The organism is Gordonia sp. NPDC057258 (genome assembly GCF_042668985.1).
Taxonomy (GTDB): Bacteria; Actinomycetota; Actinomycetes; order Mycobacteriales; family Mycobacteriaceae; genus Gordonia; species Gordonia hongkongensis.
In genome coordinates this window covers 140,718-164,347 of record NZ_JBHUXZ010000009.1, presented here as the reverse complement: position 1 = coordinate 164,347, position 23,630 = coordinate 140,718, and the positions used below count along the sequence as shown (strand labels likewise).

The window sequence follows — 23,630 nt, the reverse complement described above, 5'->3', positions numbered from 1 at the left end:
AGCGCGCCCTCCGCAGGCTCCGGGCGCTCCTCAGGGAAGGGCGTACGACGAATGACGGTGGTGCTGCTGGACCCGGCACGGCCGGATCTGATCCCCATTCGCGCACGCTCATGTCTCGCCGGGCCGGTGCAGGTCACCGAGGACGTGCCCGCGGCGATGCTGTGGGAGTTCGACCACGTCGAACCCGTCTTCGACGACGCACCCGTTGATCCGGCATCGGTGCTCGTCAGTACGGATCCCGAACATCCGCTGGTGCAGGCGCGAATCGCGCGCGGGGAAGACGTCATCGCGGCGCAGACGGTCTCCGGCATGGCGCTTCTCGAGTCCGTGGCGTTGATGGACACATTGCGTCGGAACGGCCCGTGGGAGAGCACGCAGACGCACCACTCGTTGCGGCGTTACCTGCTCGAAGAGGTCTATGAGTTGCTCGACGCCATCGAGGCCGGTGACCCCGTGGAGCTCTGTGAGGAACTCGGCGACCTCCTGCTGCAGGTGCTGTTCCACGCGCGCATCGCCGCCGACGACCCGGAGTCGCCGTTCGACATCGACGACGTCGCACGGAGTTTCACGTCGAAGGTGACCGGCCGGACCCCGGGCGTGCTGTCCGGCGCCCACTCGGATCTGGAGACCCAGATCCGGGAATGGGAGGAACGCAAGGCGGCCGAGAAGCGCCGCGGCTCGGTGTTCGACGGCGTCGCCACGACCCAGCCCGCTCTCGCCTTGTTGCAGAAGGTCCTCGAACGGCTCACCGCGGCCGGTTATCCCGTCGACACCATCCCCGCGGAGACCCTGACCGTGACGGTCGTCGCCGGCGGCGACAGCGTCGAGGCGCAGGCGCGGGACCGAGCGCTCGCGTTGATGGCCGACGTGCGCGCGGCAGAAGCGCGTGCGGCCGAGCGAGGCGTCACCCTCGACTCGCCCGAGGCGTGGTCGACCGTACTGGGCGAAACCCGGCCTGATCCGACCATGCGACGACTGTCGCGGGGTTTGGGGGAGTGAACCGGATCGAGGCTCAGACGGACAGTGCGGCAAGCTGTTTCGTGAACTCCGCCTCGTCGATTCGCGTGTGGCGTCCGTCCTCGACGACGATCTCGCCGCCGACCATCACCGTGTCGACGATGGACCGTGATCCGGTGGTGAGCAGCGACGCGCCGGGATCGCGGACGGGGAGGGTGGCGTAGTCGCGGTCGAACCGCACCAGGGTGAGGTCCGCGGGCGACCCGACCGTCACACCGCCGGTCACCGGCGACAGACCGAGCGCGGAGTTGGCGCCGCCGCAGGCGATGTCGAGCATCTGGGGGAACCCGAGCAGGTCCGCACGCCGGTGGACGGCACGTTGCAGGTAAGCGGCGATGCGCAGCGTCGCCAGCATGTCCTGGGTGTCGTTGCTGGCGGCGCCGTCCACGCCCAGCCCGACCGCCAGGCCGCGTTCCAGCATCGCCGGGATCGGGGCCACCCCGCTGCCGAGCCGCATGTTCGACAGCGGGTTATGCGACACCGCCACCTTCCGGGCGGCGAGGGTGCGCTGGCCGGCGTCGTCGAGCTCGACGCAGTGGACGGCGAGCACGCGGTCCCACAGGAAGCCGTTGCGGTCGAGGTGGTCGACGGCCCCGAAGCCGGTGTGCTGCCGACACATCTGCTCGTCGGTGCCGGTCTCGAGCAGGTGGATGGAGACCGGCAGTCCACGTTCCTGCGCGAAGTCGCGGATCTTTCGCATCCCGGCGTCGGTGACCGAGCGCGGATTGGGTACCGCCAGGGCCATCGAGATCGCTGACCCGGCAACCTCGTTGCGGAGATGGTCGACGTGGTCGAGGACCTCGCCGAGGGGTTGCATCAGCCGCGGTTCGAACCCCCACTTGCGGCTCGGGTCGGTGCGGTCGGCGACCCCGCGGCCGAGGATCGCCCGGATTCCGGTGTCGCGCAGTGCCCGCACGACGGCGTCATGGATCTCGTGCGACGGGTGCGGCCACATGTGTTCGACCACTGTCGTCGTGCCCGATCGCAACAGTTCGAGGCAGGCCGAGACGGCGGCGAGGTAGGCCCGCTCGGGTGTGATCGCCACCGATTCCTCGCCCACGGCCAGCAACCATTCGAGCAACGGTGTGCATTCGGCGATTCCCCGCATGAGCGACTGCTGGAGGTGCGTGTGGGTGTTGACGAACCCGGGGATGACGTAACCGTTACCGGTTCCACCGCCCGGACGGGCGGTGGGCGCGATCGCGGTGACGATCCCGTCGACGACATGGACGTCGTGATGGGCTTTCCACTGCCCGGCCGTGTAGACGGTGACGTCGCGAAAGGCCGGGGCCGCCGCGGTGACGGCGGCCCCGGGCGATGATGTGTCGGTCACTTCGCGAAGTTCGCGGCGATGCGCTGGGCGAGGTAGTCGGCGGCGGTGATCGGCGGGTAGGTGCCGCCCGCGCTCTCGATCAGCACGTCGGAGTTCGCTTGGGCGAAATACGCGAGCGTGTAGCGCGGACCGGTGTACTCGCCCCGGCGGGGAGCCCGGACCCGATGGAAGTTCGACGGCAGTCGGTCGTCGGACCAGCGCATCAGCATGTCGCCGATGTTGCAGGTGATGGCGTCGTCGGACGGCTCGACCGACGTCCAGGCCTGACCGTCGGCCTCGGCTCCCGGTAGCACCTGCAGACCTCCCTGACCGGACCGCTGGAACAGCAGGGTCAGTGCGTCGAAGTCGGTGTGTGCGCCGGCGCGCCAACTGTTCTCGGAGTCGATCAGTTCGTCGGGGAACGCGTAGTAGTGCAGCAGCCGCAGGGTGCTCTGGTAGGTGTCCGCCGTCGGGTCGTGCGCCCGGGTGAAGAAGTCGCGGTCGAGACCCAGACGCTCGGCGAAACAGCTGAGCAGGGTCATGGCCACCGACCAGCACCGGTGCTCGAAATCCTCGATGGTGGATCGGAATCCGGCGAGCTCGCGCTCACTCGGCCACAGTCCGTCCATGCGGGGCCGGGTGAACTGGTAGGACTCCTTCTGGTCCGGTGTGCCGATCGACGGGCGTACCTGGGTGCGGTACTCCCAGCCCGCGTTCTGGCCCTTCTTGAGCGGATACTGCTCCTTGATCGAACGGGGGAGCGCGAAGAACCGGGCGGACATCTCGAACGCGTGGTCCACCGCGGCCAGGTCGATGCCGTGGTCGATCACCTGGAAGAAGCCGATGTCGGTTGCGGCCGACCAGAGTTGGTCGGCGATCTCGTCGCGGCGGTTGTCCAGATCGGCCAGACTGATCCGGCGGATCTCGCGGTCGGTGGTCTCGGTTCCCAGCCCGCCCATCCGGCGTTCCCGGTCGAGCTCGGCCAGGCCGGCCGAGGCGGCCGGCGATGGGGGTGTGGTGGTCTCGGTCATCGTGTGTCTCTCTGTGATCGGGGAAGACGTGGGCGTCGGGTCAGCGGATCTGCTCATCGATGAACTGGGTCGTGAACAGCTGGTCGGCGGGCAATGCGGCCGGCAGGTCGGCGCCTCCGCCGTTCAGGATCGGCACGAGGTCGTTGATCACGTTCTGCGCCTTCACCATGTCGTAGCTGCCGTAGACACCGTCCGCACCCGGGGCGACGACCGCGCGATCCTTCAGCAGGCCCGCCGAGTACGCCGCCTCCCCGGCCGAATACGGGGTGAAGGACACGTCCTGGGACACCCAGTCGACGATGGTGGCGTTGACCGCGTCGGGCGAGGCCACGTAGTCCTTACCGGTCTGCTGGATCATCGGGACCAGCTTCTCCAGACACGGCGACATCTCCTCGACGTCACCGGCGCGGACCGAGACGTTCGACGCGTAGACGTCGTACCCGGCGTCCTTGACCATCGCGTAGGCGACCGGCTTGTTCCACGACGGGGTCTCGTTCTCGTAGGTGTAGGGCTCGGAGTTGGCGAACCCCTGCTGGGTGATCGACGGGTCGCCGACGAAACGTGCCGGGGCGCCGTCGTAACTGGTGTCGAGCTGATCCTGCTGCAGCAGCCCCTTCGCGACCAGCCACTGCGGGAAGATCTGATCCTTCGACACCACCACGCTGGCGTCGGACCGGCCGATGTCGGCGATCGTCTTCACGTCCGGGTGGGTTGCGGGGTCCCACATGATGATCGAGGGGTTGTACTGCAGCAGGGGCGTCACACCGACCACGCGTTGGTCCTTGGCGGCGGAGATCATCTGGTCGCCGTGGACGAGACCGAGGTGGATGGAGTCGTCGGAGTACATGGCCGAGGGCACCGACTGAAATCCGATGGCCGGGCCGCCGGCGCGCAGCGTGATGTCGACGCCGGTGTCCATGCCGTCGAAGACGAGCGGCCCGGAGACCGACTTGTTGTCGGTGTCGACGGTGTACCCGGGTCCGAGAAGTCCGATGACCCCGGCCATGTCCGACTGCGGTTGCCACTGCAGTTGAACCACCACGTTGTCGGGGCAGGTTCCGGCGAGGGTGGATTCGGCCGGCGCCGAGGGGAGGCTCGACGACGCGGTGTCGTCGGACCCGGAACTCGAGCAGCCGGCGAGAACCGCTGCGCAGATCGTCGCCGCCGTGGCGGCCACGGCCAGACGCGACGTGCGGAGGCGGGACGGTGGGTGAGGGGTCATGGGATCTCCTGGACTGATGCCGTTCATTCGCGACACATTCGCGATCTACATGTGAAAGCTAGGTGGACGTTCAGGATTGCGCCAGCCGGGAACGGTGGTGTCTCGAACGTGTCGAATTCGGCCGTAGATGTGCATTGAACTGGACTTACGGGTCGAAATGCGCGATGTGAGGGGCCCGGTCCGCCGCGGCTGGTGACGCAGTGTTTACACATGGTCATCAACTTGAAATACATGTAACCAATCATCGATTGGCAGTAAGACTGCAACAGTTACATGTAGACAGCACAGGGGAAGGCCGGATGGAACTCTACGACACGGTGAGGGATGTGGATGCGCGTCATCTCACCAAAGATGTGGTCGCGTCCGTCTCCGGGGTGACGAAGCGATTCGAGTCCGGGACCCAGGCGCTGGACCGGGTGGACCTCGACGTGCGCGCCGTCGACTTCGTGGCCGTCGTCGGACCGTCGGGTTGTGGTAAGTCGACCCTGCTCCGGATGGCCGCCGGTCTCGAGAAGCCCACGGAGGGAACCGTGGCACTGTCCACGGAGTCGGTCGGGTTCATCTTCCAGGAACCGACCCTCCTCGCCTGGCGCAGTGTGCGGGGCAATGTCGAACTCTGCGCCGAGATCGCCCGGCTGCCGCGGGGTGAACGACGACGCCGGGCGCAGGCCGCCATCGACGCGGTCGGTCTCACCGGGTTCGAGTCGCAATTGCCGCGCATGCTGTCCGGTGGCATGAAGATGCGTGCCTCGCTGGCCCGCGCGTTGACCTCCGAGCCCGAATTGTTGCTCCTCGACGAGCCTTTCGGCGCTCTCGACGAGATGACCCGGCTCGACATGCAATCCGAGCTGCAACGGCTCTACGCCGAACGCCGGTTCACCGCGATGTTCATCACGCATTCGGTGTCCGAAGCGGTCTTCCTCGCCAACCGGGTGATCGTGATGTCCGCACGCCCCGGGCGGATCGTCGCCGACATCGGCATCGACTTCGCTCACCCACGCCACCCGGATCTGCGCTACGACAGCCGTTTCACCGACCACGTCGCCGAGATCTCCGAGACCCTCCGAGGTGCACGATGACCACCGCCGCCCGATCTCGTCCCGCCGCCGGCGAGCACCACGGACCGGTCTCCGCGCCGCAGCCCGAACCCACACGCGGCGAACGGTCGTCGCGGAAGAGTGGCGCCCGCCGTGTCACGGCAGCCGTGCTGAGGTACGGAGCACCCCCGGTCCTCTCCCTCGCCGTCGGGATCGCCGCCTGGTACGCAGTCAGCTATCTCATCCTCACTCCGGAACGGCGTTTCCTGCTCCCGCCGCCACACAGCGTGCTGACCGAGTCGCTGCTGGACCCGGACAGCGTCGGCCCCATGCTCGACGCGCTGTGGGTCACCGCGAAGGTCTGTCTCGTGGGATTCGCCTTCGCCGCGCTGATCGGGGTCGCCATCGGCGTCCTGATGAGCCGGGGGTCCTTCCTCGAACGCGCGATCTACCCCTGGGCCGTTGTGCTGCAGGTGATCCCGGTGCTCGCGATCGTTCCGCTGATCGGGCTCTGGTTCGGCTACGGGATGGTCGCCCGCACGATCGTGTGCGTGATCATCGCGATCTTCCCCATCATCGCCAACACGCATTTCGGCCTCGTCTCGGTCGACAAGTCCTCACAGGAGCTGTTCACCCTGTCGAAGGCCTCACCGGTGCAACGCCTGCTGATGCTCGAGTTCCCGTCGGCGCTCCCGTCGATGATGACCGGCTTCCGGACGGCCTCGGGGCTGGTCGTGGTGGGCGCCATCATCGGTGACATGTTCTTCGCCAAGGGCGAACCCGGTATCGGGACCCTGCTCGACATCTATCGAGCTCGCCTCCAGTCCGACGACCTCATCGCGGCGATCGTCCTGGCCTCGGTGTTCGGCATCCTCGTCTTCGGCGCCTTCAGCATTCTCAACGCCGCCGTGAACCGTCGTCGCTGAGGACATCTCCGCGCTCGCAACCACCTCGACCCGAACCCATCCGGAGGATTCATGTTCACCGTTCCCACCATCGACATCGCGCCCTACCTCGACCCGGACAGCTCGGCCGCGGGCCGGGACGGCGTGGCGCGCGCCCTCGACGACGCCTGTGGCGGCGTCGGTTTCGTCCAGGTCGTCGGTCATGGGATCGCACCCGACGTCATCGACGGACTGACCGCGGCGCTCGACGAGTTCTACGCGCTGCCCCTCGAGGTGAAGAAGCAATACGCCCGCCCGGGGCAGAATCGTGGCTACAGCCCGCCGAAGAGTGAGTCGCTGAGCATGAGTCTCGGTGTGGCCGCGGCGAATCAGATGAACGACTTCTACGAGGCGTTCACCGTCGGCTCGGAGGGTGCCTGGTTCCCGGGCCTCGACCTGCCGGAGACCAGCTACCCGACGAACACCTGGCCGGACGCGGCGCCGGGATTCCGCCCGGCCGTCGAATCCTGGTTCGACGCGGCGCGGGGCCTCTCGCGAGTTCTGCTCACCGCCTTCACCGATGCGCTCGGACTGCCGCCCGGCTACTTCGACGGGATGACCGACCACTCCATCGACGCGCTGAAGCTCAACAACTACACCCTCCCCGAAGGCGAGGTCGAACTCGCCGGGGAGCTGACCGGGATGGGTGCGCACACCGACTTCGGCATCCTCACCGTGCTGTGGGCCGACCAGGTGCCCGGGCTCCAGGTGCTCGATCACGAGGGGCGGTGGCACGACGTGGCACCCGCCGACGGCGCCCTGCTGGTCAACCTCGGCGACGCCATGGCGCGGTGGACGAACGACCGGTGGCGCTCGACTGTCCACCGCGTCGACCCACCCGTCGTCGACGGCCGGATCCTGCGTCGTCGGTCGGCAGCGTTTTTCTTCGACGGCAACGCCGATGCCGTCATCGAGACGCTGCCCGGGTGTGCGCGTACCGACCACCCGGGATATCCGCCGATCACCGTCGCCGAGAACATCGATGCGAAACTCGCCGGGATGAAGAGCGGAATCGCACCCGTCGGCGCCGAGCGCGAGGCGCAGCGCGTGATGGCCGCGGGATGAGGCCGGGGCATCGGCCTTCTACGCTGGGACGATCATGACGGGAAACGGAGACGACGGCGCGCTGCTCATGCAGTCGGTCCTGCGCCGGATACGCGACGAGATCTTCGACGGCACGCTCGAACCCGGTGCGTCGCTCTCGGTTCCCGGTCTGGCCGCCCGACTGGACGTGTCCCGCAGCCCGGTGCGCGAGGCGGTCCAACAACTCGTCATGGACGGGCTGGCGGTCTACACGCCTCGTGTCGGTGCGAAGGTGGCTGTTCTCGACGACGAGATGCTGCGGCACGTCTTCGAGGTTCGTGAGGTCCTCGACGGACTCGCCGCGCGCCAGGCCACCATCCGGGTGACCCGTGCCGAGCTGACCGGGCTCTGGGATCGGGTTCGTGAGCAGGAACGTCTGCTGGAGACCGAGCCCGATCACCGACGCGACGCCGAACTCGATCTCGACTTCCACACCGCGGTCCGGTCGCTGTCGGGAAACGCCCCGCTGTGCGACGCACTGCTGAAGCTCGACACCCAGTCACATCTCTACCGATCCGACATGTGGTCGCACGAGGACAACCGTCGGCACGCCGTGACCGAGCACCGCCGGATCGTCGCGGCACTGGAGGTCGGTGACGCCGACGAAGCGGACCGGGCCGCGCGCGCCCACGCCGCCGGCGTGCTCGTCCGGCTGCTCCGTACCTGAGGCCCTTTCAGCGGCCGCGGATCAGTCGAAGAGGTCTTGTCCCCACCATTCACCGGGGGCGAGTCCGGGAGGTATCGCGAAGACCGACGACCCGTTGGGGATGAGGTACTCGGTCATCGCGTCCTTGCGGGACAGGGCATGTTGCATCGGTACGAACTGGCGGCCGGTGTCGCGGTTGAACGCGATGAAGAACAGGCCGGCGTCGAGGTGGCCGAATCCGTCCGAGCCGTCGGTGAAGTTGTACCCCCGCCGCAGGATCCGGACACCTCCGAGGTTGTCGGGATGTGCAAGCCGGATGTGGGCGTCGCGGGGGATCACCGGTGTGCGGCCGGAGGTGACCGCGAAGTCGGGTGTGTCGAATTCGTCGGTCTGTCCCAGCGGTGCGCCGGCCGCTTTCGTGCGGCCGACGATCTGTTCCTGTTCGAGTAGGTGGGCGCGGTCCCATGGCTCGATGTCCATGCGGATACGTCGGGCGACGAGGTAGGTACCGCCGGTCATCCAGCGGGCGGCCGGCGGGTTGTCCTCGGCGCCGACCCACACCCAGCGGTCGAGCAGCTCGGTGTCCTCCGCCCGGAGGTTGTTGGTTCCGTCCTTGAACCCGAACAGGTTGCGCGGGGTCGACTGCGACTGGGTGGTCGACGAGGTGCGTCCGAAACCGAGTTGGGACCACCGCACCGCGGCCACGCCGAAGGCCATGCGGGCCAGGTTGCGGATCGCGTGGACCGCGACCTGAGGATCGTCGGCACATGCCTGGATGCAGATGTCGCCGTAAGACCGTGCCGGTTCGATCTTCTCCGCCGCGAAACCGGGGAGATCCTGCAGGGCAGCGGGTTTACGATTGCCGATGCCGAATCGGTCGGGGCGCGCGGGGTCGGCGGCGCTGGGGCCGAACAGCCCCGGACCGAAACCGATGGTGAGGGTGAGGTTTGCGGCACCGAGGCCGAGTGCCTCGCCGGTGTCGGCCGGCGGTGTGTAGTCACCGAGTCCGGTCGCGCCGTCGTCGACCGTCTCTTCCCCGCGGGTCATCCGTTCGGCCGCCGCGGTCCAGCGTTGCAGCATCGCGATGAGGTCGGCGCGGGAGTCGGTGACGACGTCGAAGCTGGCGAAGTGGAGCCGGTCCTGCGCCGCGGTGATGATGCCCGCCTGGCGCTCGCCGTGGAAGTCGACGATCTGTTTGGGCGGGGACTCCGAGGACGCGGACGCCCGCCCGATCGCGACCCCGCCCGCGGCGACGACCAATCCGGCGCCGGCGCCGCCGATCACCGCGCGGCGGGAGAACCCGCGCCGTGGGGACCGGGGCGGGGCGTCGGACTCCGCGTCGCGCGGGTCTGGGGTCGGATCACTCACTGGGCCAACACGATCCCGGGAACCTGCGACAGGGTCGCCGACAGGGCGTCGATCTGGTTGGACATCGCCTTGCGCTGGTCGGCGGAGACCTCGGTGTAGGACACGTACCCGTCGCCGGAGCGGTAGGTGTTCACCGAGTCGCGGACCGTGGCGAACTGGGCGGTGATGGTGTCCATCAGCTTCGGGTCCTTCGCCGCGATGATCGGCTGTAGAGTCGCGATCGCGGTCTCCGAGCCGTCCAGGTTGCCGGCGAAGTCCCACAGGTCGGTGTGCGAGTACCGGTCTTCCTCGCCGTCGATCTTGGTGGCGGCGACCTCGTCGATGAGCGCCTGGGGGCCCTTCACGAACGACCCGGTCTCGAACTCGAACCCGGATGCGTTGACCTCGTCTCGGAGCTTTGTCACGTCCGCGAGGAGCTGGTCGGCGACCGGCGCGATCGTCTGCGGGTTGTCGGTGGCGGCCGCGTTCTGTGCATCGGCTGGGGTGATCTGGCCGGGCGCATCGCCGATCTCGGCCGGTTGCGGCGGCCACAGGAAACGTTCGATGCGGTGGAAGCCGGTGAACGGCTGGGCGCCGTCTTCGGTGTCGTCCCAACGCATGTCGATGGCTGGGTCGAGGTCGGGGAACGACTCGGCGACCGGCTCGATGCGCTCGTAGGGAGTGCGCGCGAGCCCGAACTGGGCGCGAGCGGCGTCGAGATCGCCCGCTTTGACGCTGCCGACGAAGGTGGTCACCTGCGCGTGCAGGGTGTTGAGCTGGTTGCGGACGTACTCGAGGTACTGGCCTTTCGCGGCGGTGACGTCCGCGGGGACGTCGGCCTTCTCCTTGCGCTCGCCGCCGACGGTGAGTTCGGTGCGGATACCGGTGCCGACCATTCCGGGCTTGCATGCCACGGTGTACGTGCCGGGTTCGACGATCTCGACGCTGAGATTGCCCGACAGCCCGGGGCCGATGTTCTCGACCTCGCCGAGTACACGGTTGTTGTTGCCGTACACGTAGAACTCGGTGACCTTGTCGCCGGAGTTGGTGACGGCGAAGTCGACGTCGCCCGTGGTCGCCTCGCTGCTCGCCAGTTCGCACGCATCGTTGGTGGAGGTGACCGTGATCGCGCCGTCCGAGGTGGCCTTCTGGGTACAGCCGGCCAGCAGCACGGGCAACACGAGTGCCGCGGCCGCGCCGGCGGCCATCACGGTTCTGCGATTCACTGAGGGTTCCTTTCGGTTGCGGATTCCGCGGATGCGGGGTTCTGCGTGGTCGTCGTTCCCGGCGCGGAGGTGCCGGTGGGGGAGGCTTCGGGAGCCGGGGTCAGTTGCCGTCGGCAGAAGATCGTCAGCACGACGGCCACGTACACGACCCAGGCGACGACCTGCAGGACGGTGGGGTCGGGCCGAAAGTTGAAGATGCCGCCGAGCACGGTGCCGTACCAGGACGACGCGTCGTAACCCTCGGAGATGTCGAAGGCGACGGCTCCGTGCCCGGGCAGCCACCCGACGGTCTGCAGGGCGCCGATGCCGTACGTCAGGATCCCGGCCGCCACGAAGATCAGGAAGACCCCGGTGTAGATGAAGAACAGACGCAGATCCAGTCGGATCGCGCCCTGGTAGATCAGCACGGTCAGCGCGACCGCGGCCACGACCCCGAGCAGCAAGCCGATCAGCGGCCACAATCCGCCGGAAACACTCTCGGCGTAGCCGACCATCAGCAGGGCGGTCTCGAACCCCTCCCGCCCGACGGCGAGGAACGCCAACCCCATCACCGAGGCCCGGCCGGCGACGAGTGCCCGCGACATCCCGCTCTTGAGATCGGTGGAGATGTGCCGGGCGGCCTTGCTCATCCACAGCACCATGAACGTGACTATGACGACCGCGACCAGTGAGGCGATCCCGGCGATGGTCTCGGCCGCGAGCGGGGTCATGGTCGACGTGCCGAAGTGGATCACCAGGAACACCACGACGACCATCGCCACCGCGGCGGCCACGCCCGACCAGATCCACTTGAGCGCATCTCGCCGGCCGGTCTTGACCACATACGCGACGAGAACCATGACCACTATGCCGGTTTCGAGCCCTTCGCGTAACCCGATCAAGCCACTGCCGAACATCTGCGTGAACGTCGAAGGCGCGTCGCCCGCTGCTGCGAGCAAGCGGCCATGCGCCGCAACCAGTGTCACGAAAGTCGTCCCTTCTCGGTACCCCTCGCGCGCGAAGGTTCGCTGAGGCTAACCAACCATGAACGTTAGACCCGAAACGACGTCCGGGATAGGGCGAATCGACCCGTTCGGCCGCCTGTGTCGGCGGATTCCCGCCCGGCCTGGACTTTCACCCACGATGATTTGATGTCGTCTCGCTGTGCGGTGAGCGGATTGTCGGAATCGGTCCGAACGGGTGGCACCCGGGACGAGAATCAACTGGGTCATCATGGGTGCATGGTCTCCACCCCCGGCACCGCGCACAGTGACAACGTGATCCTGGTGCACTGGCACGATCTCGGTCGCCATCTGCGGTGTTACGGCGCCGATGGCGTCGAGAGTCCCGTCCTCGACGACCTCGCGGCCGTCGGCATCCGGTTCGCCGACGCACACGCGACGGCGCCGCTGTGCTCACCGGCCCGCGGTTCCCTGTTCACCGGGCGCTATCCGCACGGCAACGGGCTCGTCGGCCTGGCCCACCACGGGTTCGAGTACTTCCCGGACGTGCAGACCCTGCCGGCTCTCCTCGCGCGTGCCGGCTACCGCTCGGCACTCTTCGGGATGCAGCACGAGAGCGCGGACCCCGGCCGGCTCGGTTTCGACTCCGTGGACGTGTCCGACTCGCGCTGCGACTACGTGGTGGACCGGTCTCAGGACTGGTTGCGACGACATGCGCACGACGATCGGCCGTTCTTCCTGACGGCGGGCTTCTTCGAGACGCATCGGCCCTACCCGGTCGACGAGTACAAGCCGGCGGACACCAGCACGATCGCGGTGCCCGGGTTCCTGCCGGACACCGACGACGTGCGCGACGATCTGGCGGGTCTGCACGGCTCGATCACGAAGGCCGACTCGGCCGTGGGCCGGCTCCTCGACACCGTCGCCGAACTCGGTCTCGACGACTCCACCTGGATCGTGTTCGTCACCGATCACGGTCTGGCGTTCCCACGGGCGAAATCGACGCTGTACGCAGAGGGCACCGGGATCGCATTGATCATGCGCCCGCCGTCGCGGCTGGGGATCACGCCGACGGTCTACGACGATCTGTTCTCGGGGGTCGATCTCACGCCGACGCTGCTCGACCTGGTGGGCGTCGACATCCCGGACACGGTCGACGGTGACTCGCACGCCCCCGCGCTGGTGGGAACCGAATCCACGGCCGTTCGCACCGAGGTGTTCACCGAGAAGACCTACCATGATGCCTTCGACCCGATCCGGGCCGTGCGCACCAAGGACTTCAGCTACATCGAGAACTACGCGGCGCGGCCGGCGTTGTTGCTCCCGCTCGACATCGCCGACAGTTTGTCGGCGCGGTCGCTGGATCGGCAAGAGGTGCAACAGGATCGGTCGCGGGTCGAGCTCTACGACCTGCGTTCCGATCCGCATGAGCGCAACAACCTCGCCGACGACCCGTCGTATGCGCATGTCCGGGACGAGCTCGCGCGGGCGTTGGCCGATTGGCGCGAGCGCACCCATGACGACTTGCCCGATGAAGCGGCCGGCACGGCGACGGCGGAGGCCTTCATGGACGCATTCCACGCCAAGGCGGCGCAGGTCGAGGCCGAGGAGGAGGCATTGCCGTCCCGGCGTCCGCTGGGTGCCCGTCGCGAGTTGGCGGGGGACATCACATCGGGCGAGCGCTGAGGGGCGTCGGCACGAAAGCGTCATCTCGGACACGCGATCTCACGACACCCACAGCGCGGTCTCGGTGTCAATGGTTTCGACCCGGCTGCGCGTAAAAGGCCAGCTTGCGGTGCTTTTCCCGCTCGCTAGACTCGTCTTTCATGTCAGCGAAGTCCTCGTCGGGACCGGCAAATTATCTGGTGTGTGCCAGCCAGCGCAGCGGCAGCACGCTGCTGGTGGAGTCGCTCGCCGCGACCGGCGTCGCGGGTCGTCCGGAGGAGTTCTTCCAGTACTTCTCGGATTCCTCGGCGGCTCCGCAGCCGCGTGAATGGTTCGCCGGTGTCAGCGATCCCACCATCCTCGAGCTCCTGGAGCCACTCGATCCCGGGGTGGTGGACACCCGCGATTCGGCCACCTGGCGCTCGGACGTGCGGGCGGCGGGTCGCACGCCGAACGGGGTGTGGGGCGGCAAGCTCATGTGGAACCAGACGCCGCTGCTGATCTCGCGCAGCCGGGTCGCGTCGGGTTCGTTGCGCGGCGCCGTCCGCTGGCTGTTCGACGGAGCCGATCCGCTCTACGTGCACGTCCATCGAGAAGATGTTGTGCCGCAAGCGGTGTCGATGTGGCGCGCGGTGCAGACCCGCGTGTGGCGGCACGACGGCTCGGACACCGACGAGCACGACGAGGCGGTGTATCACGCCGGCGGTATCGCCCATCTCGCCGGCATCTTGAGCGACCAGGAACGACAGTGGCGCAATTGGTTCGCCGCCGAGGGGATCGAACCGCTCGAGATCGGGTTCCGGGACCTGGTCACCGATCCCACGAAGGCGACCGCACTGGTGCTGGAGAAGATCGGGCAGGACCCGGAGCTGGCGCCGCCGCCACCGCTGAAGCCACAGTCCAATTCGCGGTCCAAGGAGTGGGCCCGACGCTATCGAGAAGACGCCGAACGAAACGGATACCCACTGTGACCGCTGTAGACGAGACCTCGCTCGACCGGGCGACCGGCGACCGGGCCCGGCCCGGGGACGCCGACGACTTCGACCATGTGACCGCCATCCGGGTGCTGGAGGCCGAGGCGGTGCACATCATCCGCGAGGTGGTGGCGGAACTGGAGCGGCCGGTGCTGCTGTTCTCCGGCGGCAAGGACTCCATCGTCCTGCTCCGGTTGGCCGAGAAGGCATTTCGGCCCGCGCCCCTGCCCTTCCCGATCATGCACGTCGACACCGGCCACAATTTCGACGAGGTGATCGAATTCCGTGACCGACGGGTCGCGCCGACCGCCGAGAATCCCGAGGGCATCGAACTCATCGTGGCCTCGGTCCAGGAGTCCATCGACTCCGGACGAGTCGCCGAGTCCACCGACCCGTCGGGTTCGCGGAACCGCCTGCAGACCCGCACCCTGCTCGATGCGCTGGAGGAGGGCGGATTCGACGCCGCGTTCGGCGGCGCCCGCCGCGACGAGGAGCGTGCCCGCGCCAAGGAGCGCATCTTCAGCTTCCGCGACGAGTTCGGGCAATGGGATCCCCGCGCCCAGCGACCCGAACCGTGGTCGCTGTACAACGGGCGGATCCGTCGTGGGGAGTCGGTGCGTGTGTTCCCGCTCTCGAACTGGACCGAGACCGACATCTGGCGCTACATCGAGCTCGAGGGCCTCGAGCTGCCCTCCATCTATTTCGCCGCCGAGCGGGAGGTCTTCGACCGGGACGGGATCCTGCTCTCGGTCTCGGAGTACTCACGGCCCCGCGACGGTGAGGAGGTACGGACCGAGTGGGTGCGCTACCGCACCGTCGGTGACCTGACCATCACCGGGGCGGTTCGCTCGCGGGCCACCACGATCGCCGAGATCATCGCCGAGATCAGCGAATCCACCGTCTCCGAACGCGGGGAGACCCGCGCCGACGACCGCACGTCCAGCGCCGCCATGGAAGACCGCAAGCGCGAAGGATACTTCTGATGACTCTCACCTCGCCACAGCCGGTCGTCCCCGCCGGTGACGAAACAAGCACGTCCGCAAGGCAATTCCTGCGGATCGCGACCGCGGGCAGTGTCGACGACGGCAAGTCCACGCTCATCGGCCGGATTCTGCACGACACCGGCAGTCTGCCGACCGATCATCTCGCCGCGGTCACCGACGGCGACGGTGATGTCGACCTGGCCGCCCTCTCCGACGGCTTGCGCGCCGAACGCGAACAGGGCATCACGATCGATGTCGCCTACCGCTTCTTCTCCACGCCCACACGGAGTTACGTCCTCGCCGACACCCCCGGACACGAGCGGTACACCCGCAACATGTTCACCGGGGCGTCGAACGCGCACGTGGCGATCCTGCTCGTCGACGCCCGGCACGGCCTGCTGCGGCAGACCCGACGCCACGCCCGGATCGCAACTCTCGTGGGCGTGCCGCACGTGATCGCGGCGGTCAACAAGATCGACCTCGTCGATTACTCCGAGCACCGTTTCGACGAGATCCGGGCCGACCTCGCCGAACTCGCGGTGCAACTCGGGATCGGGGAGATCCCGGCGATCCCGGTGGCCGCCAAGCACGGGGACAACGTCGTGCACCGCTCGTCGAACACCCCGTGGTACTCCGGGACAACGCTGTTGGAGTACCTCGAGGACGTCGAGCTCCACGCGCCCGCGCCGGTGACCGAGGAACTGCGCCTTCCAATCCAGTGGGTGTCGCGTCCCAGCGAGTCGAACCGGCGCACCTACACCGGCCGGCTCGCCTCCGGAACACTGCGCGTCGGTGACGAGATCGTCGTGCTGCCGTCGGGAAGCCGCTCGACCATCACTGCGCTCGATACCCTCGATCCCACGAGAGACGTTGCGGTGGCGCCTCTCTCGGTGGGAATCCAGGTCGCCGACGACATCGACATCGGTCGCGGCGACGTCATCGTGAGCGGTGCGGACGGAGCGCATGTACCGGTCCTGGCCCGCGAGATCGATGCGCACGTGTGCTGGTTGTCGAACTCGCCGCTGCGGGCCGGTGACCGCGTCGCCCTCAAGCACGGCCCGTCGACGGTCCGCGCCACCGTCCAGTCCCTCGAGCGGCGCCTCGACCCGGACACCCTCATCGAGCACGTCGCCCCCGGTGAGCTCGTGCTCAACGACATCGGCACCGTCACGCTGCGGACGTCGTCGGTGGTGCCGGCCGACCCCTATGCGAGCAACCGCGACACCGGCGCGTTCATCCTCATCGACGAGGCCTCGAACGACACGGTCGGCGCGGGGACGATCCTCGAGCCGCGCGAGGTCATCCCGGGTAAGGCGACGCGCAACGACATCAAGTGGCATCCGAGTTCGCTGGCGCGTGCGGAACGATGGGCGCACACCCGGCAGCGCGGAGCGACGGTGTGGCTCACCGGTCTACCGGCGTCGGGCAAGTCCACCGTCGCCGTCGCGCTCGAGCGGGCCGTCGTCAGCCGCGGGCGCGTCGCCTACCTCCTCGACGGCGACAACATCCGGCACGGGATCTCCGACGACCTCGGCTTCTCCGCCGGTGACCGCGCGGAGAACATCCGCCGTGTCGGCCACGTGGCCCGACTCTTCGCCGACGCCGGGGTCATCGCGATCGCGTCGATGGTCTCGCCGCTGCGTTCCGACCGGGAGATCGCGCGTGAACTGCACCGCGCCGCCGACCTCGACTTCATCGAGGTCCACGTCTCCACGCCGGTCACCGAATGCGAACGCCGCGACCCCAAGGGCCTCTACGAACGAGCGCGTCGCGGCGAACTCCGCGGGCTGACCGGTATCGATGCGCCCTACGAGAGTCCGGAGAGCCCCGATCTGCGATTCGACACCACCGGCGCGGACATCGACCGGCTGGCGTCGCTCATCCTCGGTGCGCTGATGGATCGCGGCATCATGGCGGGGTGAGTTGCTGTCATCCCCCGGGACCCGCGCACGGCGGCCCGGGTGCGCCGTTCCCGCCGGCCGAGCACGCCGGTGGCGGTCCCGGAGTGCACCCGATCGAGACGGTGGACATCCCGGCCGGGGGCTTCGCCATGGGGGACGCGTTCGACGAGGGGTACCGCACCGACGGTGAGCGACCGGTGCACGAGGTCGAGCTCGGTGCGTACTCGATCGACGCGACGACGGTGACCAACGCCGCGTTCGCCACGTTCGTCGCGGCGACCGGACACCAGACCGATGCCGAGCGATTCGGCGGTTCCGCGGTGTTCCACACCTACGCCACCGCGCCGGGCAAACCCGTGCCGGGAACACCGTGGTGGCTCGCGGTCGAAGGTGCGTCGTGGCGCCACCCGGCGGGTCCCGGCAGCCGGGTCGACGATCTGGCCGACCACCCCGTCGTCCACGTCAGCCACCGCGACGCGCAGGCCTATTGCGCCTGGGCCGGACGTGTCCTGCCCACCGAAGCGCAGTGGGAGTACGCGGCGCGGGGTGGGTTGCGCGGCCGACGATATCCGTGGGGGGACGCGGAGCCGACCCCGGAAGAGCCCCGCTGCAACATCTTTCGCGGCGAGTTCCCGGATGCGCCGACCGCCCGGGTCGGCACCGTGCCCGTGCGGGACTTCGAGCCCAACGGCTTCGGCCTGTACCAGTGCGCCGGCAACGTCTGGGAATGGTGCGCCGACACGTTCAGCGCCCGGTACTACCGCGTGTCCGACCGCAGCAACCCGCTGGGGCCGGGCCGGGGAAGCGCTCGCGTCCTGAGGGGCGGCAGCCATCTCTGCCACGACTCGTACTGTCATCGCTACCGGGTCGCTGCGCGATCGCACAACACGCCGGAGTCGACGGCGAGCAACATCGGGTTCCGGACCGTCGGTCCCGCGGCCGGCTGACATCCATCCGGCCGACAACCCGTCCACACGTCGCTGGGAACCGAACTCCGCCGTGGTCAGTTGGATCAGCAGACTGTGTGTCGATTTCCGGGAGACCCGATCGGCTGTGCGATCGTGGTTCCCCTCGGGCGGTGTCCGCCCGAAAGTCGTCGGACCGGAGAGGGGAGTAGGGCAGGAATGCGTGTGGAGGGCCGGGATGCGGCGCGTCGGGAGTCGAGGCGGCCGAACCCGTGGAGGAACGGCCTCATGGCCTCGGCCGTGGCGGTCGCGTCGTCGGTGCTGCTGGCCGGCTGCATCGACCTGCCGTCGCTGACCAGGCCGGACATCCCGGAGGGCATCCCGCCGGGGGCGGGCGTGCCCCAGCCCTACATCGACATCAACGCACCCGGGCGTACCGCGGACAGGATGCACGACTGGGCCGTGCCCATCGCGGAGTCCACCGGTATCCCGGTCGTCTCGCTCCAGGCCTACGGCAACGCCGCCGAGATCCAGCGCCAGCAACACCCCGAGTGCGGACTGAACTGGACCACGCTGGCGGGGATCGCCGGCGTCGAGAGCAAACACGGCCACTACCGCGGCTCCGACGTGGCCGACAACGGCGACGTCAACCCGCCCATCCGGGGCGTCAAACTCGACGGCACCCGCGGCAACATGGAGATCCTCGACACCGACGGCGGCGCACTCGACGGCGACGCCACCCACGATCGAGCGATGGGGCCGTTCCAGTTCATCCCGGAGACGTGGAAGCGCTACGGCGTCGACGCCAACGGTGACGGCGTCCCCGACCCCGACAACATCGACGACGCCGCCCTCTCGGCGGCCCGCTATCTGTGTGTCTCCGCCGGCAACGACATGACGACGCCGGAAGGGTGGGAGAAGGCCGTCCGGACCTACAACAACTCGATGGCCTACGTCCTCGACGTGCGCGATCACGCCAACGCCTACTCGATCAACGTCCGCTTCTGAACCCTGCCGGGAAGGCCTTCTGCGCTTGCGTCGACCTTGTCACGTGCGGCTTCGGCGCAGCCACTAGGCTCTTGCCTATCGGCCGGCACCAGACCCGGCCGTCGTCGGCGTAGGCGGCCCCGTCGGAGGACACATCTCCTGGGATCACGCCGACGAACTCGTCCACCGAGATTGGGGTGCAACCGTGGCAATCATCGAGCAGGTAGGTGCGCGTGAGATTCTCGATTCGCGGGGCAACCCGACGGTCGAGGTCGAGGTCGTCCTGGATGACGGCACCTTCACCCGGGCCGCCGTGCCGTCCGGGGCGTCGACCGGCGAACACGAGGCCGTCGAACTGCGCGACGGTGGCGACCGGTACCTGGGCAAGGGCGTCACCAAGGCCGTCGAGGGTGTCCTCGGGGAACTGGCCCCGGCCGTGATCGGGATCGAGGCCGAGGAACAGCGCCTCGTCGACCAGGCACTGCTCGACTGCGACGGCACCCCCGACAAGAGCCGTATCGGCGCCAACGCGCTGCTCGGTGTCTCGCTCGCGGTCGCCAAGGGCGCGGCCGAATCGGCCGGGCTGCCGCTGTTCCGTTACATCGGCGGACCCAACGCCCACATCCTGCCGGTGCCGATGATGAACATCATCAACGGTGGCGAGCACGCCGACAACGGCATCGACTTCCAGGAATTCATGATCGCCCCGGTCGGCGCGCCGACCTTCAAGGAGGCGCTGCGGTGCGGTGCCGAGGTCTACCACGCCCTCAAGGGCGTCCTGAGCAAGCAGGGCATGAGCACCGCACTCGGCGACGAGGGTGGCTTCGCCCCCGACCTGCCCAACACCGAGGCGGCCATCGCGGTCATCGGTGAGGCGGTCGGCAAGGCCGGCTACAACTTCGGCCGCGACGTCGTCATCGCGCTCGACGCCGCAGCGACCGAGTTCTTCTCGAACGGTGCCTACAAGCTCGAGGGCAAGGAACTCGGCGCCGACGAGATGGTGTCGTTCTACGAGAAGCTCATCAGCGACTTCCCGATCGTCTCGATCGAGGACGGTCTGTCCGAGGACGACTGGGACGGCTGGGCCAAGCTGACCGAGTCGATCGGCGACCGGGTGCAGCTCGTCGGTGACGACCTGTTCGTCACCAACCCCGAGCGTCTCGAGGAGGGGATCTCCAAGGGCATCGCCAACGCGCTGCTCGTGAAGGTGAACCAGATCGGCACCCTGACCGAGACCCTCGACGCCGTCGCACTCGCGCACAACAACGGCTACAAGACGATGATGAGTCATCGGTCCGGTGAGACCGAGGACACCACCATCGCCGACCTCGCCGTCGCCTGCAGCTGTGGACAGATCAAGACCGGCGCTCCGGCCCGCTCCGAGCGCGTCGCCAAGTACAACCAGCTGCTGCGGATCGAGGAAGGACTCGGCGACGCGGCACGGTACGCGGGCGACCTCGCCTTCCCGCGTTTCTCGTTTGGTTCGTGATTAGCTGTCTGCATGGCTTCGCAGCGACGTCACCGCGGTGACGGGCGTCAGCGTGGGCGCGATCGTCGGGTAGACGCGCGCTCACGCGAACGCGCCCGTCGCACGCGGCGGCACGCTCGTCCTGCGTCGTCGGCGGCGCCCGAGGAAGCGGTCGAGGCGGCCGGGCACGAGGTTCCCGCCGATCTCGACGCACCGGTCGCCGACGACACCTCGGATTCCGGGGTCCGTCGGGTGGCGCCGGAGCGCGTGCCTCGAACCCGCCGACGTCCGGCCCGCGCCGGCATCGGCGCCCGCCTGCGTGGTGTCGAGATGACCCCGGCCGGCCTTGCGACGCTCGTCATCACCGTCGTGGTGGTGTGCGTGGTGGCACTGACGCTCGCGATGCCGCTGCGGACGTACTTCAGTCAGCGTTCGGAATTCCGTCAGCTGACCGCGTCGAACGAGCAGCTGCAACGCGAGGTCGCGGACTATCAGCAGAAGGTCAACGAGCAGAACGATCCCGCCTACATCGAGGCCCAGGCGCGGACGCGCCTGCAGTTCGTCAAACCAGGAGAGATCCCGCTCGTGATGTTGTTCCCCGCCGACGAGGCACGGCGCGAGGCCGCCGAACGTGCCGAAGAGCGCGCCCGCGCACCGTGGTACGGAAATCTCTGGGACACGCTGTCGACCCCTCCCGGCGTGCAGTGAGCTCCTCCTCCGGCCACGGTGTCTCCGCGGAGGATCTCGCCACGGTGGCCGCCCAGCTCGGACGCGAACCGCGCGGGGTCCTCGAGATCAGCTACCGCACACCTGACGGGAAGCCCGCGGTCGTCAAGACCGCGCCCCGGCTGCCCGACGGCACACCGTTCCCGACGTTGTACTACCTGACCGATCCGCGTCTGACCGCCGAGGCGAGCCGCCAGGAGTCGGCCGGTGTCATGAAGGGCATGACCGCGCGCCTGCACGACGACGCCGAACTCGCCGCGGCGTACCGCCGTGCGCACGAGGACTATCTCGCCGAACGCGACGCGATCGAACCCCTCGGCACCGATTTCACCGGTGGCGGTATGCCGGACCGGGTGAAGTGCCTGCACGTCCTGATCGCGCACTCCCTGGCCAAGGGCCCCGGGCTCAATCCTCTCGGTGACGAGGCGGTGGCGCTCGCGGCCGCGAACGGGTTGCGCGGCAGCGCGATTCCGGAGGACTGGCCCGAGCCGTCGGATACGGGGACCGACGAGTGACCGTCGTCGGAGCCGTGGACTGCGGCACCAACTCGATCCGCCTGCTCGTGGCGAAGCCGGGCCCGGACGGGCGACTCGTCGATCTCCATCGTGAGATGCGTGTGGTCCGACTGGGTTACGGCGTCGACGCGACCGGGATGTTCGCCGCGGAATCGATCGAGCGGACGCGGGTCGCCCTCAGCGACTATGTCGACACGATGGAAGCGCTCGGCGTCGAGAGAGTGCGGATGGTCGCCACCTCCGCGACCCGCGACGCGTCGAATCGCGACGAGTTCTTCGCCATGACCGCCGATCTGCTCGGGTGCGTGTCCGCAGGCGCGATCGCCGAGGTCATCACCGGCGACGAGGAGGCGCGGCTGTCGTTCCGCGGGGCAGTCGGCGAATTGGATTCGGCGGATGGGCCTTTCGTGGTCACCGACCTCGGCGGCGGTTCGACAGAAGTCGTCCTGGGCGATGCGGACGGTGTGACCGCGGCGTACTCGGCCGACATCGGGTGTGTTCGGCTGACCGAGCGTGCTCTGCCGTCCGACCCGCCCACGCCGGCGGAGCTGGCCGCGGCGACCGAATTCGCACGCGCACGTCTCGCCGAGGCGTTCGCCGCGGTGCCGGTTCAGTCCGCTCGCACCTGGGTGGGCGTCGCCGGCACGATGACGACGCTCGCCGCGCTCGGTGCCGGCCTCCCCGAGTACGACTCGGACGCGATCCATCTGTCGACGATCTCGCTGCCCGAACTCGACCGGGTCTGCCGGAACCTGATCGGTATGACACGCGCCGACCGCGCGGCGCTCGGACCGATGCACCCCGGGCGCGTCGACGTCATCGGCGGCGGATCACTGATCACCCTCGAGCTCGCGAGAGTGCTGTCGGAAAGTGCCGGTATCGACGAACTAGTCGTGAGCGAACACGACATCCTCGACGGGATCGCGTTGGGAATACTCGACTGAGCAATGCTCGATCCAGTTACCATGCGTCGCATGGCATACAACCTGCGTTGCCCCTGCGGTGAGTCCATCACGGCCCTCGAAGCCGACTTCGTGCCGTCGGTCCAGGCCCACCTCGCCGCCGAACATCCCGGCCGCGACTACAGCGAGACCGAGATCATGATGGTGGCCATGACCGTTCCCGACCGTTCGGTGAAGTCCGACGGCTGAGCGGCGTCGGATCAGACGGCAGCCGGATCGCGCAGCGAGATGTTGTTGCACGCCTCGCAGACCGACTCGGGGATGACACCGCGGCGCTGCAGGAATCCGAAGATCGTGCAGCCCAGGCAGAAGCCGAAGACGGCCTCGAGCGTAGCGGCGGCGATCAGCACGCCCGTGGCGATTTGGGCGGCGAGCCCGTAGCCGAGCAGGCTGAGCACGAAGGCGGTCCCGCTGACGACGAGGCCGATGGTCTGGGCGAACCGCTTGGGCGGCCCCGGGACCAGCTTCTCCTTGCGGATGATCTTCGGCACGAGGAAGCGCACCGAGAGTTGCCCGAAAGGCGACAGGGTCGGTCCCGATGCCACACGCAGCGCGAACCCCAGGGCGAGGATGCCGTAGAGCACGGGCGTGTTCGCCGACACCGCGATGATCGCGAGGACGACGACCAACCCGGCGGTACTGCGCGCGGCGTAGTCGTTGACCGGGTTCGGGAACGTGAGGACAGAGCGCACCGACATCGGGCAACAACCTCCGGAGAGCGGGGACAATCGCCGACCA

The 23,630-nt window shown here is 68.3% G+C and carries 23 protein-coding genes; 16 read left to right on the top strand and 7 right to left on the bottom strand.

What is annotated here, in order from left to right; translation table 11 throughout:
• The first annotated feature begins 51 nt into the window (after positions 1–51).
• On the top strand, positions 52–999 hold the full coding sequence (locus tag ACFUEJ_RS09525; protein ID WP_388028892.1) for a MazG family protein: 948 nt from the start codon (positions 52–54) through the stop codon (positions 997–999).
• A gap of 13 nt (positions 1,000–1,012) precedes the next feature.
• Here the strand turns inward: ACFUEJ_RS09525 and ACFUEJ_RS09520 are convergent, their stop codons facing one another.
• Genes ACFUEJ_RS09520 through ACFUEJ_RS09510 form a run of 3 tightly spaced genes read right to left on the bottom strand, consistent with a single transcriptional unit; the run spans position 1,013 to position 4,582 of the window.
• A complete protein-coding gene (locus ACFUEJ_RS09520) occupies positions 1,013–2,350 on the bottom strand; it encodes an amidohydrolase family protein (RefSeq protein ID WP_388028882.1) in 1,338 nt (445 codons plus the stop codon).
• On the bottom strand, positions 2,347–3,360 hold the full coding sequence (locus ACFUEJ_RS09515) for an isopenicillin N synthase family dioxygenase (RefSeq protein WP_388028879.1): 1,014 nt from the start codon (positions 3,358–3,360) through the stop codon (positions 2,347–2,349). The genes ACFUEJ_RS09520 and ACFUEJ_RS09515 overlap by 4 nt, the downstream gene beginning before the upstream one ends.
• Before the next feature lie 40 nt (positions 3,361–3,400).
• Complete coding sequence (locus tag ACFUEJ_RS09510; RefSeq protein ID WP_388028877.1) at positions 3,401–4,582, bottom strand: nitrate ABC transporter substrate-binding protein; 1,182 nt, start codon at positions 4,580–4,582, stop codon at positions 3,401–3,403.
• A 299-nt stretch (positions 4,583–4,881) separates the two neighbouring features.
• Between ACFUEJ_RS09510 and ACFUEJ_RS09505 the strand changes: the two genes are divergently transcribed.
• The 4 genes from ACFUEJ_RS09505 to ACFUEJ_RS09490 are packed head-to-tail and all read left to right on the top strand — an operon-like array spanning position 4,882 to position 8,313.
• Positions 4,882–5,661 carry an ABC transporter ATP-binding protein gene (locus tag ACFUEJ_RS09505; RefSeq protein WP_388028874.1) on the top strand — a complete coding sequence of 260 codons (780 nt, stop codon included), beginning with the start codon at positions 4,882–4,884 and terminating at the stop codon, positions 5,659–5,661.
• Complete coding sequence (locus ACFUEJ_RS09500) at positions 5,658–6,545, top strand: ABC transporter permease (protein ID WP_388028872.1); 888 nt, start codon at positions 5,658–5,660, stop codon at positions 6,543–6,545. The genes ACFUEJ_RS09505 and ACFUEJ_RS09500 overlap by 4 nt, the downstream gene beginning before the upstream one ends.
• Before the next feature lie 51 nt (positions 6,546–6,596).
• On the top strand, positions 6,597–7,628 hold the full coding sequence (locus ACFUEJ_RS09495) for an isopenicillin N synthase family dioxygenase (protein ID WP_388028870.1): 1,032 nt from the start codon (positions 6,597–6,599) through the stop codon (positions 7,626–7,628).
• A 34-nt stretch (positions 7,629–7,662) separates the two neighbouring features.
• On the top strand, positions 7,663–8,313 hold the full coding sequence (locus ACFUEJ_RS09490; RefSeq protein ID WP_058250812.1) for a GntR family transcriptional regulator: 651 nt from the start codon (positions 7,663–7,665) through the stop codon (positions 8,311–8,313).
• A 21-nt stretch (positions 8,314–8,334) separates the two neighbouring features.
• Here the strand turns inward: ACFUEJ_RS09490 and efeB are convergent, their stop codons facing one another.
• The 3 genes from efeB to efeU are packed head-to-tail and all read right to left on the bottom strand — an operon-like array spanning position 8,335 to position 11,761.
• The gene (efeB, locus tag ACFUEJ_RS09485) at positions 8,335–9,660 is read right to left on the bottom strand and encodes an iron uptake transporter deferrochelatase/peroxidase subunit (RefSeq protein ID WP_388028868.1); all 1,326 of its coding nucleotides are present in this window, start codon (positions 9,658–9,660) and stop codon (positions 8,335–8,337) included.
• Positions 9,657–10,865 carry an iron uptake system protein EfeO gene (gene efeO, locus ACFUEJ_RS09480; protein ID WP_388028865.1) on the bottom strand — a complete coding sequence of 403 codons (1,209 nt, stop codon included), beginning with the start codon at positions 10,863–10,865 and terminating at the stop codon, positions 9,657–9,659. The genes efeB and efeO overlap by 4 nt, the downstream gene beginning before the upstream one ends.
• Positions 10,862–11,761, bottom strand: a complete 900-nt coding sequence (efeU, locus tag ACFUEJ_RS09475; RefSeq protein ID WP_388028889.1) for an iron uptake transporter permease EfeU — start codon at positions 11,759–11,761, stop codon at positions 10,862–10,864. Before efeU ends, efeO begins: the two co-directional genes overlap by 4 nt.
• Positions 11,762–12,085: 324 nt before the next feature.
• On the opposite strand from efeU, the gene ACFUEJ_RS09470 reads away from it, so the two are divergent.
• From ACFUEJ_RS09470 to ACFUEJ_RS09420, 11 genes are all read left to right on the top strand, one after another.
• Positions 12,086–13,492, top strand: coding sequence for a sulfatase (locus ACFUEJ_RS09470; RefSeq protein ID WP_388028862.1), 1,407 nt, complete (start codon positions 12,086–12,088; stop codon positions 13,490–13,492).
• A 140-nt stretch (positions 13,493–13,632) separates the two neighbouring features.
• Positions 13,633–14,442 carry a Stf0 family sulfotransferase gene (locus ACFUEJ_RS09465; RefSeq protein ID WP_058250810.1) on the top strand — a complete coding sequence of 270 codons (810 nt, stop codon included), beginning with the start codon at positions 13,633–13,635 and terminating at the stop codon, positions 14,440–14,442.
• The gene (gene cysD / locus ACFUEJ_RS09460) at positions 14,439–15,428 is read left to right on the top strand and encodes a sulfate adenylyltransferase subunit CysD (protein ID WP_264186743.1); all 990 of its coding nucleotides are present in this window, start codon (positions 14,439–14,441) and stop codon (positions 15,426–15,428) included. Before ACFUEJ_RS09465 ends, cysD begins: the two co-directional genes overlap by 4 nt.
• On the top strand, positions 15,428–17,350 hold the full coding sequence (cysC, locus tag ACFUEJ_RS09455; protein WP_311277981.1) for an adenylyl-sulfate kinase: 1,923 nt from the start codon (positions 15,428–15,430) through the stop codon (positions 17,348–17,350). Before cysD ends, cysC begins: the two co-directional genes overlap by 1 nt.
• Positions 17,347–18,276, top strand: coding sequence for a formylglycine-generating enzyme family protein (locus tag ACFUEJ_RS09450; RefSeq protein WP_388028858.1), 930 nt, complete (start codon positions 17,347–17,349; stop codon positions 18,274–18,276). The genes cysC and ACFUEJ_RS09450 overlap by 4 nt, the downstream gene beginning before the upstream one ends.
• 177 nt (positions 18,277–18,453) lie before the next feature.
• A complete protein-coding gene (locus ACFUEJ_RS09445) occupies positions 18,454–19,242 on the top strand; it encodes a lytic transglycosylase domain-containing protein (RefSeq protein WP_058250808.1) in 789 nt (262 codons plus the stop codon).
• Positions 19,243–19,426: 184 nt separating this feature from the next.
• Positions 19,427–20,710 carry a phosphopyruvate hydratase gene (gene eno / locus ACFUEJ_RS09440; RefSeq protein ID WP_058250807.1) on the top strand — a complete coding sequence of 428 codons (1,284 nt, stop codon included), beginning with the start codon at positions 19,427–19,429 and terminating at the stop codon, positions 20,708–20,710.
• Between the two features lie 12 nt (positions 20,711–20,722).
• Positions 20,723–21,397 (top strand): septum formation initiator family protein, encoded by a 675-nt coding sequence (locus ACFUEJ_RS09435; RefSeq protein ID WP_058250806.1) that lies wholly within the window; start codon positions 20,723–20,725, stop codon positions 21,395–21,397.
• Positions 21,394–21,930, top strand: coding sequence for a DUF501 domain-containing protein (locus ACFUEJ_RS09430; RefSeq protein ID WP_058250805.1), 537 nt, complete (start codon positions 21,394–21,396; stop codon positions 21,928–21,930). The genes ACFUEJ_RS09435 and ACFUEJ_RS09430 overlap by 4 nt, the downstream gene beginning before the upstream one ends.
• Positions 21,927–22,874, top strand: coding sequence for a Ppx/GppA phosphatase family protein (locus ACFUEJ_RS09425; protein ID WP_159370423.1), 948 nt, complete (start codon positions 21,927–21,929; stop codon positions 22,872–22,874). The genes ACFUEJ_RS09430 and ACFUEJ_RS09425 overlap by 4 nt, the downstream gene beginning before the upstream one ends.
• A 30-nt stretch (positions 22,875–22,904) precedes the next feature.
• Positions 22,905–23,081 carry a hypothetical protein gene (locus tag ACFUEJ_RS09420; RefSeq protein WP_175404283.1) on the top strand — a complete coding sequence of 59 codons (177 nt, stop codon included), beginning with the start codon at positions 22,905–22,907 and terminating at the stop codon, positions 23,079–23,081.
• Between the two features lie 11 nt (positions 23,082–23,092).
• Here the strand turns inward: ACFUEJ_RS09420 and ACFUEJ_RS09415 are convergent, their stop codons facing one another.
• Positions 23,093–23,590, bottom strand: a complete 498-nt coding sequence (locus ACFUEJ_RS09415; RefSeq protein WP_058250803.1) for a DUF4395 domain-containing protein — start codon at positions 23,588–23,590, stop codon at positions 23,093–23,095.
• Positions 23,591–23,630 lie beyond the last annotated feature (40 nt).

What these genes read in the sequence shown, in the direction of transcription:
- ACFUEJ_RS09525 (WP_388028892.1), top strand. Translation starts at nt 52, where the DNA reads ATGACGGTGGTGCTGCTGGACCCGGCACGGCCGGATCTGATCCCCATT.
- ACFUEJ_RS09515 (WP_388028879.1), bottom strand. Translation starts at nt 3,360, where the DNA reads ATGACCGAGACCACCACACCCCCATCGCCGGCCGCCTCGGCCGGCCTG.
- ACFUEJ_RS09510 (WP_388028877.1), bottom strand. Translation starts at nt 4,582, where the DNA reads ATGACCCCTCACCCACCGTCCCGCCTCCGCACGTCGCGTCTGGCCGTG.
- ACFUEJ_RS09505 (WP_388028874.1), top strand. Translation starts at nt 4,882, where the DNA reads ATGGAACTCTACGACACGGTGAGGGATGTGGATGCGCGTCATCTCACC.
- ACFUEJ_RS09500 (WP_388028872.1), top strand. Translation starts at nt 5,658, where the DNA reads ATGACCACCGCCGCCCGATCTCGTCCCGCCGCCGGCGAGCACCACGGA.
- ACFUEJ_RS09495 (WP_388028870.1), top strand. Translation starts at nt 6,597, where the DNA reads ATGTTCACCGTTCCCACCATCGACATCGCGCCCTACCTCGACCCGGAC.
- ACFUEJ_RS09490 (WP_058250812.1), top strand. Translation starts at nt 7,663, where the DNA reads ATGACGGGAAACGGAGACGACGGCGCGCTGCTCATGCAGTCGGTCCTG.
- efeU (WP_388028889.1), bottom strand. Translation starts at nt 11,761, where the DNA reads ATGTTCGGCAGTGGCTTGATCGGGTTACGCGAAGGGCTCGAAACCGGC.
- ACFUEJ_RS09470 (WP_388028862.1), top strand. Translation starts at nt 12,086, where the DNA reads ATGGTCTCCACCCCCGGCACCGCGCACAGTGACAACGTGATCCTGGTG.
- ACFUEJ_RS09465 (WP_058250810.1), top strand. Translation starts at nt 13,633, where the DNA reads ATGTCAGCGAAGTCCTCGTCGGGACCGGCAAATTATCTGGTGTGTGCC.
- cysC (WP_311277981.1), top strand. Translation starts at nt 15,428, where the DNA reads ATGACTCTCACCTCGCCACAGCCGGTCGTCCCCGCCGGTGACGAAACA.
- ACFUEJ_RS09445 (WP_058250808.1), top strand. Translation starts at nt 18,454, where the DNA reads ATGCGTGTGGAGGGCCGGGATGCGGCGCGTCGGGAGTCGAGGCGGCCG.
- ACFUEJ_RS09435 (WP_058250806.1), top strand. Translation starts at nt 20,723, where the DNA reads ATGGCTTCGCAGCGACGTCACCGCGGTGACGGGCGTCAGCGTGGGCGC.
- ACFUEJ_RS09420 (WP_175404283.1), top strand. Translation starts at nt 22,905, where the DNA reads ATGGCATACAACCTGCGTTGCCCCTGCGGTGAGTCCATCACGGCCCTC.
- ACFUEJ_RS09415 (WP_058250803.1), bottom strand. Translation starts at nt 23,590, where the DNA reads ATGTCGGTGCGCTCTGTCCTCACGTTCCCGAACCCGGTCAACGACTAC.